Source organism: Chryseobacterium sp. ERMR1:04, from assembly GCF_001297705.1.
GTDB lineage: Bacteria > Bacteroidota > Bacteroidia > Flavobacteriales > Weeksellaceae > Chryseobacterium.
Map to the genome: position 1 here is coordinate 517,364 of NZ_LIRF01000007.1, position 13,436 is coordinate 530,799.

Below are 13,436 nucleotides of genomic sequence, written 5' to 3' on the forward strand. Positions count from 1 at the left end.
ATTTAATCTAAAACTTAATTTCAATAGTTTTTTCCTGAACTACACCATCAGACTTATCAATTACAAAAAGTAACTAATGCAGTTTAGATGTTTTAAATTTGTTTAGATTTAAAATAAATGAAATCGATAAAGGAGATTTCGGATCACCTTTAAAAAAGTAAATATCTCGTATATGAAAAACTTTGAAATATCTGTGCTGGATCTTGCGCCTGTAAAGCAAGGGAAAAGCATTCATGATAGTTTTCAGGACAGTTTATCTTTAGCAAACTTTACTGAAAATCTTAATTATAACAGATTCTGGCTTGCCGAGCACCATAATATGGAAAGCATTGCCAGTTCTGCAACTTCGGTTCTGATTGGTTTTATTGCCAACGGAACAAAAAAAATAAGAGTAGGATCGGGAGGAATTATGCTTCCAAATCACAGTTCATTAGTCATTGCCGAGCAATTCGGAACATTGGAATCTCTTTTCCCCGGAAGAATTGATCTTGGATTAGGAAGAGCTCCGGGAACGGATGGTTTAACAGCTCAGGCTTTGGGTAGAGATCCTGCAAGTATCAACGAAAAGTTTCCAAGACAAATTTTAGAACTTCAAAAGTACTTCTCTAAAGAAAATTCTAATGCATTGGTTCGTGCCATTCCGGGAGAAGGATTAGATATTCCTTTGTATATTTTGGGTTCAAGTACTGATAGTGCGTGGTTAGCTGCGGAATTAGGACTTCCTTATGCATTTGCCGGGCATTTCGCTCCTGAACAAATGGAAATGGCATTTAATATTTATAGAGAGCATTTTGAGCCTTCAAAACAATTGGCCAAACCTTATATTTTAGCTTGTGTGAATGGAGTGGCAGCGGAAACTACAGAAGAAGCGCATAAACTTTCTACCACTTTATTTCAGGCATTTATCAATATTGTAAGAAATGACAGAAAACCTTTTTCTCCGCCTGTTGATGATATGGATGATATATGGTCCCCAATGGAAAAATCGATGGTGCTACAGAAGTTGAGATATACTTTCATCGGAGATCAATCTGAGATCGAAGAGAAGTTAAAAAGTTTCCAAGAGAAGTTTAATGTTGATGAATTAATGATCAATTCTCATATTTACGATCATCAGAAAAGATTACATTCTTACGACATCATCAGAAAAGCCAAAGACTCTTTATTCAAAGCGTAACAAACCATTTATATTAATTGGGAGATGCTTATTTTTATGAGTATCTTTGCAAAAATCTAAAGTAAAAATGTCTGATATTAAATTAAATACTATTCCGGAGGCCATTGAAGACCTTAAAAATGGTAAAATAATCATAGTAGTAGATGATGAAGACAGAGAGAATGAAGGTGATTTTCTTTGTGCTGCAGAACTTACAACACCAGAACTAATCAATTTTATGGCTGTTCACGGAAGAGGGCTTATTTGTATGCCGCTTCCTGAAAAAAGATGTGACGAGCTTGGTTTAGATATCATGGTAAGCCGTAGCAGTGATCCTAAAGAAACTGCGTTCACCGTTTCTGTTGATCTTTTAGGAAACGGAACTTCTACCGGTATTTCTGCAGGTGACAGAGCGAAAACGATTTTGGCTTTGATGGATGAAAATTCAAAACCTACAGATTTCATGAGACCGGGACACATTTTCCCGCTTCGTGCTAAAAAAGGAGGTGTTTTAAAAAGAGCCGGACATACGGAAGCTGCGATTGATTTAACTCAATTAGCGGGCTTAAAAGAAGGGGGTGTGATCTGTGAGATCATGAATGAAGACGGATCAATGTCTCGTTTACCGGATCTTCAGGTTTTTGCTCAGAAACATGATATGAAAATTGTTTCTATTGAAGATTTGATTCACTACCAGCTTAAAAAAGGAAATCTTATCGAAAGATTGGAAGAAAGAAAAGTAAAAACTGCTTATGGTGAGTTTGATTTTTATGCTTTCAGAGAAACTTCGAATGACCAAATTCACTTTGCTTTAACAAAAGGAACTTGGACGGTTGATGAGCCTGTTTTGGTAAGAGTACAGTCTTCTGATTCTTATTTTGATGTGTTAACAAGACTTAATAATGGTGAAAAGCCTTTATTGGAGAAAGTAACAAGCATGGTAAATGAGGCAGGAAAAGGTGCTGTTATTTTCATTAATAACGTTTCAAACTCTGAAAATACTCTGAAAAAGTTACAACAATTCTTAGATTATCAAGATGGTCAGGAACAACGTCCAACGTTGGCTTATAACTACAGAGATTACGGTATTGGAACACAGATCTTAAAGAATTTAGGAATCAATAAGTTTAAAGTAATCACTCAAAACCCTAATATTAAACCTCAGGTTGGAGGATATGATGTTGAGGTGACGGAGCTGGTTCAACTTTAATGATATAGAAACCTTCAAGGTTTTTAAAACCTTGAAGGTTTATTTTTTTAAGCCATTTTTATTTCGTCGAAATTTCTGAAACCATTCAGAAAATCTTTAACATTCATTCTTTTCTTTCCTTCTAATTGTAATTCTAAGGGAAAATAAACACCGTCTTTGGTATAGATTTTAAATTCATTTTTTGAAATATCTAAACTTCCGACAGATTTTCCGTGGTTTTCGATTTCAAACTTTCCGCCAAATATTTTCAAACCTTTTTCTTCTTCTCCAATTTTTAACGTCGTAAAAGCAGCCGGGTATGGTGACATTCCTAAAATAAACTGATGAACTTCTTTCGATGTTTTAGTCCAGTCTATTCTTGTATCTTCCTTAAATATTTTATAGGCATTTTTAGGATGTTCAACTTCTGGTTGAGGTTTTTCTTCAATTGAATTTTCCGCTAAACCATCTAATGTTTTTACCACCAATTTTGAACCCATGGTCATTAATCGGTCATGAAGAGTCCCTGCATTTTCATCAGGTGAAATTTCTAATTCATCTTGAAGTAAAATATTTCCTTCATCAATTTTTTCATTAATAAAGAAGGTTGTTGCTCCTGTTTTTTCTTCTCCGTTAATAACAGCATAGTTGATAGGGGCAGCACCTCTATAATCAGGAAGCAGAGAAGCATGAAGGTTGAATGTACCCATTTTAGGCATTTCAAAAAGAACTCTAGGCATCATTCTGAAAGCGACAACGATGAAAACATCAGCATCTAATTTTTTAAGCTCTTCCAAAAACTCTGGATTTCTCAATTTTTCAGGTTGAAAAACCGGAATGTTATTTTCTGCAGCAAAAATTTTTACAGGAGATTGATTGATCTTTTGTCCGCGTCCACTTGCTTTATCGGCAACCGTTACAACGCCTACCACTTCATGATGAGATTGATGAACAGCTTCCAATGAAGTTTTTGCAAACTCTGGAGTACCTAAAAAAACTACTTTCAATGATTTCATAATACAAAGATAGGAGTCTTTTGAGTATTGAAAAATTAATTGATTTAAAAAATAGAAAACGAGCCATGAAAATATTACCAATTACTCATTACCTATGCTAATGCGTACGTTCTGAAGTTTAGCATTTTTACTTTTCCGGAATCTAAAAGATAAATAAGATTCTCTAAAATATTTTGTTTGGGATGATAACTCAACTGTACAGAAAGCTCTTCAATTGTAGATGCTTTTTTTGATAAAAGATTAATAATCTGAAGAGAAATATTTTTCCCAAACATAGACTGTTTGTTTTTCTCGCATACCGAGCATTGACCGCAGTTTTTAGAGTTTTTCTCTCCAAAATAGGCCATGATCAATTTCATTTTACAGTAGTCATTATTCTCTGTGTAAAATTTCATTTCTTCCCATTTCTGGATTTTATTCTTTTGAATATGTTCGAAAAGTTTCCAATACGCACTATTTGTAACTCTTTCGTCTCTGGGTTTTAAAAACTTTATGCTTGATAATGCACCGTCTACATATTCCAGATAATTTTTTTGTTGTAATTCTTTAAGCCTTTCCTTGATCAAATGAATGCTTATTCCTAATTTATTACTCACTTGCTGCTCGCTGAACATTACTTTGTGAGTTGTAATTCCTGAAATTGTACGAAGTAAAAGCTCTATAAAATAGGCATCTTTTTTAGGCAGTTGCTCAATTTCATCTGCTTTCATAAGAAGTTCTAAAGAAGACAAGCTTTTATTATCATTAAAATAGATGATTTCCTGATTGTGAAGGAAATTCAATACATTTTTGATTTTTGCATTAGATAACTTCGTGAAATTTTGAATCCCAATCGTATTGAGCTGAAATACTTTCTCGGGTAATTCATATTCTGCAACCTGAAAAATAGAGTAGAGGTAATTAATAATTCTCAAGAATTCACTCTTACTTGGAATTTGGTTTTTTAAAATTTGATCAAAATTTGATATTTCCTGCTGGTTCCAAAGCATGAAAGCAAAACTGTCTTTTCCATCTCTTCCGGATCTACCAATCTCTTGATAATAATTTTCAATTGATGGAGCAGGAGAGAAGTGGATAACAAAACGAACATTGTCTTTATCAATTCCCATCCCAAAAGCATTTGTAGAAATTAAAACATGATTATTACTTTTGTTCCATTGATTTTGTCTGGTGTTCTTTTCTTTCGTAGTTAATCCTGCATGGAAGAAATCAACATTTTTTAATTGATTCTTGTGAAGAAATTCGGTCAGTAACTCTGCTTCTTTTCTGGTACGGACATAGATGATCCCTGAATCATTATTGTATTTTAAAATATCAAAAATTCGTTGGAATTTATCAGAAACTTCTTCGGTGAAGATTTTTATATTATCTCTTTTAAAACTTTTCTGAAAAACTTGAGGATTTTTAAGTTCTAATTTTATTTTAATCTCTTCTAAAACTTTTGGAGTTGCCGTTGCAGTTAAAGCTAAGCAAGGAATTTTAGGATTATTTTTTCTAAATTCTTTTATATTCTGATAACTGGGTCTGAAATCCTGTCCCCATTCTGAGATACAGTGGGCTTCGTCTACCGCAATAAAAGACAATTGTATTTCGTCAATATTTTGTAGAAATTGTTTATTGGTTACTCTTTCCGGAGAAACATAGAGTAGTTTTGTTAAACCATCTTTACATCTGTTATAAATTGTTTCTGCATCGAATTCATCAAGTTCTGAAGAGAGATATTCCGCCTCAATTCCACGAAATTTTAATTGATTAACCTGATCTTTCATTAAGGCTAAAAGAGGAGAAATAACAAGACATGTTCCCTCTTTTAATAAAGCCGGAAGTTGATAACATAATGATTTTCCTGCTCCTGTAGGTAATAATACCAAAGAATCTTTTTCGTTTAAAACTGAATTAATGACTTCTTCCTGAGAATCTCTAAATTGATCATAGCCCCAAAAATACTTCAGGGTTTCATATTTTAATTTTTGAAAATCTTGTTCGGAAATCATTAGGTAAAAATAAGGAAAGTATTTATGACAACAAAAAAAGTCACGCAATGCGTGACTTTAATATATAATTAAATAATTCGTTTATTATTTAGCTTCAAAGTAAACTCTTCTGTTTGCTCTGTTTTTCCATTCAGGACACTTAGTTGCTGGCTCACACTCTGGGTATTTAAGGTCTTTTTCACCTTTACCAATTGCATTAAGTTTTCCGTTCTGAACACCGTTTTTAACTAAATAATCTTTAACGTTATTAGCTCTTCTTTGAGATAATTTTTGATTATAAGCATCAGTACCTCTTGTATCAGTAGCACCAACTACGTTATAAGCACCACTTGAAGTATTAATATAGTTAACCGCGTTATTTAAGATTGGTGTATTAGAAGGTAAGATTCTGTCTGAATTTAAATCAAACTCAATTCCTTCTAATTTAGTTTCAGTTTCTACTACCGGTCCTGTAGTTGTAGTTGGACAACCGTTGTTTTCAACAGGTCCGGGAACCGTTACACACTTGTCGTAAAGATCAATTACTCCATCTAAGTCTGTGTCAAGAGCTACACCAGCACCGTCAACTCTTGCACCAGCAGGAGTATCAAGTTGTCTGTCCCAATCATCACAAACACCATCATTATCAGCATCTCCTTTTTTACAAACTTCGATATCTTGGTTTTTAGTAGCCAAAACGTCTAATTTGTAATAGATTTCCTGTAATGGATCATGCCACATTAAGTGAGATTCATGCTTCCCTAACTTTAAAGAAATACCTAAAGTAGCATTGAAGAAGTTATCTGAAGTATTTTCTTCACGTTGGTTTATAGCACTGTATGGTGCTCCTCCGCCATCGAAAGTATCATCACCAGTAACTACATACATTACTCTACCTTCAATGTCTAATCTTCTGTTAACTTTAAATTTAAGACCAGCACCTGCCTGACCGAATAATGAATTCAGTTTGAAAGGTTTAACTTCAGTCATTAATCTTTGTCCAGTCTCATCTTTTTGGTACGCTTTGTATGCTAAAGTACCAATACCTGCATAACCATGTAGTGCCCATCTGTATGTAGAATGGTTATCAACTCTTCTTAAAAGATTTGAGAAGTTGATATCTCCTAAGATTGAGATCGCATCATACTGAGTTCTACCAGCAACTTGTTGATATTTTGAAGCATCTACAGGTGCAGCGTCTTTAGTATTAAACCATCCTTGTCTAGTTTCTCCTCTATCATACTGAAGGTTAATACCAAAAGCATGAGTAATAGCCTTGTCAATACTTACGTAAGCAGAATAGCCAAAAAGGTTTTTACCGTTACCGTTTTTGATTGACGTTAAATCGGCAGATTGAACCAAAGGTACCCCAGCACCAATTGAAACTGACCAATCATTAAATCTTTTAGATTTCTGTGTAAATGGGGAAACATTAGCAGAACCAGAAGAAAATGTATTTGGATATTTTCCGTTTGAAGAAACTGCCGTTGAGTCTTGTGCATAACTTGCTGTAGGAACAGCCAGTGCAAATGCAATAATTGCTAAACTTAATTTCATAGTGTATTTTTATTTAGTTATATAAATGATTGTATTTTCCAGTATGAAGTTTTTAATGCTTTTTACTTAATTTAAATCAAAAGCAATTTTAAGAATACATTCTGAAAATTATGTAAATTTAATAAAAAAAAATCATTTTATGGAAAAATAAAACCGAAAAGAGCTTCCCTTCGGTTTTATTTTGTTTATTGTAACAAAGAAAATTATTTTTTCTTCTTTTTAACTACTTTTTTTGCAGATTTTTTTACTGCCTTTTTTACAGTAGGAGCATCTGTATAATCTTTCTTTTGTATAGAATTCCACTCATTAGTATCTTCTATAGCTTTTACAGTAACTTTTCTGTCAGCTAATCTTTCAGCATCAGAAGCAGTTGCAGCGATTGTAGCTTCAGCAGAACCAACACCTTTAGATTTAAGTACATCTGCAGAAACTCCTCTATTTTCTAAAGCTACAACAACAGCAGCAGCTCTTTCCTGAGAAAGTTTAAGATTGTAGTTTGGATTTCCTTTAACATCAGTATGTCCTGTTAGTAAATATTTACCGTCATTTTCTTTAATTATTTTAGCTGCTTGATCTAACTTTTCGTTAGATTCAGGTCTGATAGTAGCTTTATTGAAATTAAAGTATACATTTTTTAATTCTTGTTCTACCGCTGTAGCAATTACATTGTTATCCTTTTTTACAGGACAACCGTTGTTTTCAACAGGTCCAGGAACCGTTACACATTTGTCGTAAAGATCAATTACTCCATCTAGGTCTGTGTCAAGAGCTACACCAGCACCGTCAACTCTTGCACCAGCAGGAGTATCAAGTTGTCTGTCCCAATCATCACAAACACCATCATTATCAGCATCTCCTTTTTTACAAACCTCGATATCTTGATTTTTAGTAGCTAAAACGTCTAATTTGTAATAGATTTCCTGTAATGGATCATGCCACATTAAGTGAGATTCATGCTTCCCTAACTTTAAAGAGATACCTAAAGTAGCATTGAAGAAGTTATCTGAAGTATTTTCTTCACGTTGGTTTATAGCACTGTATGGTGCTCCTCCGCCATCGAAAGTATCATCACCAGTAACTACATACATTACTCTACCTTCAATATCTAATCTTCTGTTAACTTTAAATTTAAGACCAGCACCTGCCTGACCGAATAATGAATTCAGTTTGAAAGGTTTAACTTCAGTCATTAATCTTTGTCCAGTCTCATCTTTTTGGTACGCTTTGTATGCTAAAGTACCAATACCTGCATAACCATGTAGTGCCCATCTGTATGTAGAATGGTTATCAACTCTTCTTAAAAGATTTGAGAAGTTGATATCTCCTAAGATTGAGATCGCATCATACTGAGTTCTACCAGCAACTTGTTGATATTTTGAAGCATCTACAGGTGCAGCGTCTTTAGTATTAAACCATCCTTGTCTAGTTTCTCCTCTATCATACTGAAGGTTAATACCAAAAGCATGAGTAATAGCCTTATCAATACTTACGTAAGCAGAATACCCAAAAAGGTTTTTACCGTTACCGTTTTTGATTGACGTTAAATCAGCAGATTGAACCAAAGGTACCCCAGCACCAATTGAAACTGACCAATCATTAAATCTTTTAGATTTCTGTGTAAATGGGGAAACATTAGCAGAACCAGAAGAAAATGTATTTGGATATTTTCCGTTTGAAGAAACTGCCGTTGAGTCTTGTGCATAACTTGCTGAAGGGACAGTCAGTGCGAATGCGATAATTGCTAAACTTAATTTCATAGTGTGTCTTTCTTAAAGGTAATTTATTGGTTGGCTAAAGAAACCAACCAATAATTACATTATTTTTGAATTAAAATATTTTATTATTTAGTTGTAGGACAACCATTGTTTTCTGGAGGACCAGGAACTGTTACACACTTATCGTATAAATCAATAACCCCATCAAGATCCATATCTAAAGCAACACCGGCACCATCTACTCTTGCTCCTGCAGGAGTATTTAGTTCTCTGTCCCAATCATCGCAAACTCCGTCATTATCGTTATCACCTTTTTCACATACTACAAAATCTGTTGAAGCGTTTTCAAGTACACTTGTTCTGTAATAAGCTTCTTGTAAAGGATCATGCCAAGCTAAGCTAGACATATGCTTACCTAATTTAAAGGATACCCCTAAATTAACGGTCATCATATTATCTGATCTGTGTTTGTTTAGCATGTTATACTTCGATACTTTAGAATTCACATCGTAGTCGCCAGGTCCAGCCCATCCGCCACCATCAAATTCGTCATCACCACTAAGGATATACATTGCTCTTGCTTCAACGTCAATAAGTTTAGAAACATTATATTTCAAACCTAGACCAAATTGAGAATAGAATGAGTTAATATCAATTTTTTGGTCAATAAACAAAGGGACTCTAGCAGGATTAGTGCTCCATCTATATTCGTTATTGTCATGTAGAGATGTATGGTATCCCATAAATCCAATACCCGCATAACCATGCAATGCCCATCTGTATGGAGAATGATTGTCAACTCTTCTTAATAGATTTGAAAAGTTAATATCTCCCATTAAAGCAATTTGGTCATACTTGGTTTTTGCAACCCCTACACCAGCTAATTGTCCGGCTACTCCATCCAATTGAGCTTTTTGGTTAGTCTCACCTCTTTGATAGATAATACTTAAACCAAATATGTGATTAATCTGTTTGTCTATGCTGACGTAGCTGTTATATCCCCAGTTAATCTTTTTGTCATAGAAAGATGTAAGATCAGCATGAGTCATGAACGCTCCTCCTCCTCCAACTGAAATACTCCAGTCGTTAAATCGTCTAGCCTTGTTGTCGAAAGTTTGGACATTGGCAGAACCTGAGGAAAAAGTATTCGGATATTTGCTAGAGGAACTAACGGCAATACTGTCCTGAGCATAAGTAGCAATAGGCAAAGTGGCCAATAATAATAAACCTAGTTTCATACAATATGTTTTATGTTTTATTTAAATAAAATCTTTTAATAATATTCTAGAAAATTCTCTTTCAAAAAGATGTTTCTGATGAGGGATTTCTAACCTTTCTGACGTGAATTTTAATTCATCATATTTAATGATATCAATGTCTATTAATCTGTCAGTATAACCTCCGGAAGCCCTTGAATCATTAACTCTTCCCATTTCAACTTCAATACTTTTAACAAAATCAAGTAGTTGAATTGGTGAAAGATGTGTGAATATTATTGATGCAATATTACAAAAAATATTGGAACTAACAAATTCTACAGGCTCAGATGTTAAAAATTCACTAATTTTTAATATTTCATTTCCGCCTTCTTTTATCTTGTGAAGGGCTTCTTCTAAATTTTTTTTTGGGTCTCCAATGTTACTGCCTAGTAACAAAATGACCTTATGGTGCGACATATAGGAAAATGATTGTTTTATGAAAAGTTTTTTTAAAAATGTACTGGCAAATATAGTCGCTATTGTGATATTATGTGTCGTGTTTTTCTTCTTTTTCATTATGATGCTTGTGTTTAGCTCAATGGGAAGTGAGAAATCTGTAGAAGTAAAAAAGAATTCAGTATTAACTATTAATATAAAGACAAATATAATAGATAGTCCTACAGAAGAACAAACCGGAGTATTTAATATTAACAATCAAAATAAGAGTATTTTGATTTATGATGCGATTGAAGCAATCAACAAAGCGAAAACGGATGATAATATTAAAGGGATAAGTATTGAAGCTGATGATCTGCATGCAGGAATTACACAGATTGATGATTTAAGAGCTGCTATTGAAGATTTCAAGAAAAGCGGAAAATTTGTGTATGCTTATGGGAATGCTGTTTCTCAGTCTTCTTATTATTTAGGATCGGTTGCTGACCAGTATTATCTTAATCCATCAGGAATGATAGAGCTTAAAGGTCTTGCAACAGAAGTTGCCTTTTTCAAAGATTTTGCAGATAAATATGGGATTGGTATTGAAGTAATTCGTCACGGTAAATTCAAATCTGCTGTTGAGCCATTTTTAAGAAATGATATTTCGCCTGAAAACAGAGAGCAATTAAGTACTCTTTTAAATGATATCTGGAAAAATACTTCTACAAGAATCGCGACTTCCAGAAAAATGGACAGTGCACAATTCAGAACGGTAGTGGATAGTTTATATGGAATGATTCCTGAGTTAGGATTGAAACATAAGCTTGCTGATAAATTAATTCAAAAAACAGAATATGATGATTTAATTAAATCAAAATTAAGTTTAAAAGATAAAGAAAAACTGAATAAAGTATCTTTAGGTAAATATATCGCTTCATATTCTAATGATGATAAATCTGGAGATAAAGTAGCTGTTCTGTATGCTTCAGGATCTATAAATAATGGAGATAATTATAATGATATTTATTCTGATAAATACATCAAATATATTAAAGAGCTTCAGGAAAATGATAAAGTAAAAGCGGTTGTTTTAAGAATTAATTCTCCCGGAGGAAGTGCAAATGCTTCTGATGAAATTTTATTTGAACTTCAACAGTTAAAAAAGAAAAAGCCACTTGTTGTTTCTTTTGGAGATTACGCAGCATCTGGAGGATATTATATTGCTATGGCTGCTGATAAAATTTATTCTGAGCCTAATACATTAACAGGATCTATTGGGGTTTTTGGAGTAATACCTTACTTTAAAGATTTGGCTAATAAAAATGGGGTACGTTCAGATATTGTTGCTACCAATGCAAATTCTCTTTATTACTCTTCTTTAAATGGGGTTACACCATACGGAGTAAATATGATTACAAGAAGTGTTGAAGGAACGTATAAAAGATTTGTACACTTTGTAACGCAAAATAGAAAACAAACTTTTGAGCAGATTGATAGTATTGGTGGAGGTAGAGTATGGAGTGGGACAAGAGCTAAGCAAATTGGTTTGGTAGATGAATTAGGAACTTTAAATGATGCGATTAAATTTGCAGCACAGAAAGCTGGATTAAAATCATCTTACAACGTTGCTTCTTTCCCTAAAAAGATGACTGCCTTTGAGCAAATATTTAATGACTTTAATGAGGATGAAATCTCTGCAAAAATTATTAAAAGTAAAATTGGTAAAGCAAACTATGAAATCTTAAATCAGATTACTAACGAAAAGTTACAGTCTGAAATAAAGATGGAAATGCCTTATCAGATTAAGATAGACTAAATTATATTGTTTCATAAAAGAAGCCGGATTTGAATTTCAAATCCGGCTTCTTTGTTTTATTTTTTTATTTGTAATTAGCTTTTCCTTGTAGCCATTCCGTAGATCCAGAGAACAATAAGTGCTCCTCCCACGGCTAATAGCATACTTCTGAAATCGAAACTGTCTGCAGTTCCCCATCCTAAAAAGCTACCTACAAATCCTCCTACGAAAGCTCCAACAATTCCTAAGATGATAGTCATTAACCAACCTCCTCCTTGTGTTCCAGGCATAATCATTTTAGCAATTGCACCTGCGATAAGACCAAATATGATCCAAGTTAAAATTCCCATAGTTTTAATTTTTAATTGTTAATATTTATGAATGTGTTTTAGTCATTTCAAGAATCATATGATAAAAATCATCTCTTCTTGAAAAATGAATCAACAAATTCTGTACCATTAAACAATTGCAAATCTTGCATCTTCTCACCGACGCCTATATATTTTACCGGAATCTGGAATTGGTCTGAGATACCAATCACGACACCTCCTTTGGCTGTGCCATCCAGTTTTGTTACTGCCAAAGCATTTACTTCAGTAGCTGCTGTAAACTGTTTTGCCTGTTCAAAAGCATTTTGGCCCGTAGATCCGTCAAGAACTAATAAGATTTCATGAGGAGCATCAGGAATAACCTTCTGCATCACTCTCTTGATCTTGGAAAGCTCGTTCATTAAATTAATTTTATTGTGAAGTCTTCCTGCGGTATCTATAATAACAACATCTGCTCCCTGAGCATTGGCACTTTGTACAGTGTCGAAGGCAACAGAAGCGGGGTCAGACCCCATGTCTTGCTTTACAATAGGAACGCCGGCTCTTTCACTCCAGATCGTTAATTGGTCAACTGCGGCCGCTCTAAATGTGTCAGCTGCTCCCAATACTACTTTTTTACCTTCCGATTTAAATTGGTGGGCTAGTTTTCCGATAGTTGTTGTTTTTCCGACCCCGTTTACTCCCACAACCATGATTACATAAGGTTTTTTCGAAGAATCAATGTTTCCTGTTCCTGCATGAGGATTTTCTAATAACAGCCCAGAAATTTCTTCACGAAGAATATTGTCTAGCTCGCTTATACTTACATATTTATCTCTGGCTACACGCTCTTCTATTCTTCCTATAATCTTGATGGTAGTTGATGCGCCTACGTCTGATGCTATTAGTATTTCCTCTAAGTTATCAAGTACTTCATCATCTACTTTACTTTTGCCAACTACGGCCTTCGTCATTTTTTCGAAAAAACCTTGGCTGGATTTTTCCAACCCTTTGTCTAAAGTTTCTTTCTCTTCTTTTTTGAAAATGTTTTTAAACCAACTCATATTAGAATTTTGATTGTATATAAGGT

The 13,436-nt window shown here is 33.9% G+C and carries 11 protein-coding genes; 3 read left to right on the forward strand and 8 right to left on the reverse strand.

The genetic code is table 11. The features are described 5' to 3' along the window. Nucleotides 1-172: 172 nt before the first annotated feature. Nucleotides 173-1,177, forward strand: a complete 1,005-nt coding sequence (locus AMQ68_RS17045; protein WP_054511803.1) for an LLM class flavin-dependent oxidoreductase — start codon at nucleotides 173-175, stop codon at nucleotides 1,175-1,177. Between the two features lie 67 nt (nucleotides 1,178-1,244). After that, on the forward strand, nucleotides 1,245-2,366 hold the full coding sequence (gene ribB, locus AMQ68_RS17050) for a 3,4-dihydroxy-2-butanone-4-phosphate synthase (RefSeq protein ID WP_054511804.1): 1,122 nt from the start codon (nucleotides 1,245-1,247) through the stop codon (nucleotides 2,364-2,366). 47 nt (nucleotides 2,367-2,413) lie between these two features. Here the strand turns inward: ribB and fmt are convergent, their stop codons facing one another. The 6 genes from fmt to folK form a co-directional block, all read right to left on the reverse strand. Then, a complete protein-coding gene (gene fmt / locus AMQ68_RS17055; protein WP_054511805.1) occupies nucleotides 2,414-3,361 on the reverse strand; it encodes a methionyl-tRNA formyltransferase in 948 nt (315 codons plus the stop codon). 92 nt (nucleotides 3,362-3,453) lie between these two features. After that, on the reverse strand, nucleotides 3,454-5,355 hold the full coding sequence (locus AMQ68_RS17060; RefSeq protein WP_054511806.1) for an ATP-dependent DNA helicase RecQ: 1,902 nt from the start codon (nucleotides 5,353-5,355) through the stop codon (nucleotides 3,454-3,456). Nucleotides 5,356-5,439: 84 nt separating this feature from the next. Further along, nucleotides 5,440-6,891 (reverse strand): OmpA family protein, encoded by a 1,452-nt coding sequence (locus tag AMQ68_RS17065; protein WP_054511807.1) that lies wholly within the window; start codon nucleotides 6,889-6,891, stop codon nucleotides 5,440-5,442. 203 nt (nucleotides 6,892-7,094) lie between these two features. After that, nucleotides 7,095-8,648, reverse strand: coding sequence for an OmpA family protein (locus AMQ68_RS17070; RefSeq protein WP_054511808.1), 1,554 nt, complete (start codon nucleotides 8,646-8,648; stop codon nucleotides 7,095-7,097). A gap of 83 nt (nucleotides 8,649-8,731) precedes the next feature. Continuing rightward, nucleotides 8,732-9,844 (reverse strand): flagellar motor protein MotB, encoded by a 1,113-nt coding sequence (locus tag AMQ68_RS17075; protein ID WP_054511809.1) that lies wholly within the window; start codon nucleotides 9,842-9,844, stop codon nucleotides 8,732-8,734. A 21-nt stretch (nucleotides 9,845-9,865) separates the two neighbouring features. Beyond that, entirely contained in the window at nucleotides 9,866-10,282 is a 417-nt protein-coding gene (folK, locus tag AMQ68_RS17080; protein ID WP_054511810.1) for a 2-amino-4-hydroxy-6-hydroxymethyldihydropteridine diphosphokinase, read from the reverse strand. A gap of 19 nt (nucleotides 10,283-10,301) precedes the next feature. On the opposite strand from folK, the gene sppA reads away from it, so the two are divergent. Next, nucleotides 10,302-12,059, forward strand: coding sequence for a signal peptide peptidase SppA (sppA, locus tag AMQ68_RS17085; RefSeq protein ID WP_054511811.1), 1,758 nt, complete (start codon nucleotides 10,302-10,304; stop codon nucleotides 12,057-12,059). Between the two features lie 74 nt (nucleotides 12,060-12,133). Here sppA and AMQ68_RS17090 read toward each other — a convergent pair whose 3' ends face one another. Together AMQ68_RS17090 and ftsY are read right to left on the reverse strand one after the other, a co-directional pair. Then, nucleotides 12,134-12,388: a GlsB/YeaQ/YmgE family stress response membrane protein gene (locus AMQ68_RS17090; protein ID WP_054511812.1), complete on the reverse strand. Its 255-nt coding sequence runs from the start codon at nucleotides 12,386-12,388 to the stop codon at nucleotides 12,134-12,136. A 68-nt stretch (nucleotides 12,389-12,456) separates the two neighbouring features. After that, on the reverse strand, nucleotides 12,457-13,410 hold the full coding sequence (gene ftsY / locus AMQ68_RS17095; protein WP_054511813.1) for a signal recognition particle-docking protein FtsY: 954 nt from the start codon (nucleotides 13,408-13,410) through the stop codon (nucleotides 12,457-12,459). Nucleotides 13,411-13,436: the final 26 nt, after the last annotated feature.

What these genes read in the sequence shown, in the direction of transcription:
- AMQ68_RS17045 (WP_054511803.1), top strand. Translation starts at nt 173, where the DNA reads ATGAAAAACTTTGAAATATCTGTGCTGGATCTTGCGCCTGTAAAGCAA.
- ribB (WP_054511804.1), top strand. Translation starts at nt 1,245, where the DNA reads ATGTCTGATATTAAATTAAATACTATTCCGGAGGCCATTGAAGACCTT.
- fmt (WP_054511805.1), bottom strand. Translation starts at nt 3,361, where the DNA reads ATGAAATCATTGAAAGTAGTTTTTTTAGGTACTCCAGAGTTTGCAAAA.
- AMQ68_RS17060 (WP_054511806.1), bottom strand. Translation starts at nt 5,355, where the DNA reads ATGATTTCCGAACAAGATTTTCAAAAATTAAAATATGAAACCCTGAAG.
- AMQ68_RS17065 (WP_054511807.1), bottom strand. Translation starts at nt 6,891, where the DNA reads ATGAAATTAAGTTTAGCAATTATTGCATTTGCACTGGCTGTTCCTACA.
- AMQ68_RS17070 (WP_054511808.1), bottom strand. Translation starts at nt 8,648, where the DNA reads ATGAAATTAAGTTTAGCAATTATCGCATTCGCACTGACTGTCCCTTCA.
- AMQ68_RS17075 (WP_054511809.1), bottom strand. Translation starts at nt 9,844, where the DNA reads ATGAAACTAGGTTTATTATTATTGGCCACTTTGCCTATTGCTACTTAT.
- folK (WP_054511810.1), bottom strand. Translation starts at nt 10,282, where the DNA reads ATGTCGCACCATAAGGTCATTTTGTTACTAGGCAGTAACATTGGAGAC.
- sppA (WP_054511811.1), top strand. Translation starts at nt 10,302, where the DNA reads ATGAAAAGTTTTTTTAAAAATGTACTGGCAAATATAGTCGCTATTGTG.
- AMQ68_RS17090 (WP_054511812.1), bottom strand. Translation starts at nt 12,388, where the DNA reads ATGGGAATTTTAACTTGGATCATATTTGGTCTTATCGCAGGTGCAATT.
- ftsY (WP_054511813.1), bottom strand. Translation starts at nt 13,410, where the DNA reads ATGAGTTGGTTTAAAAACATTTTCAAAAAAGAAGAGAAAGAAACTTTA.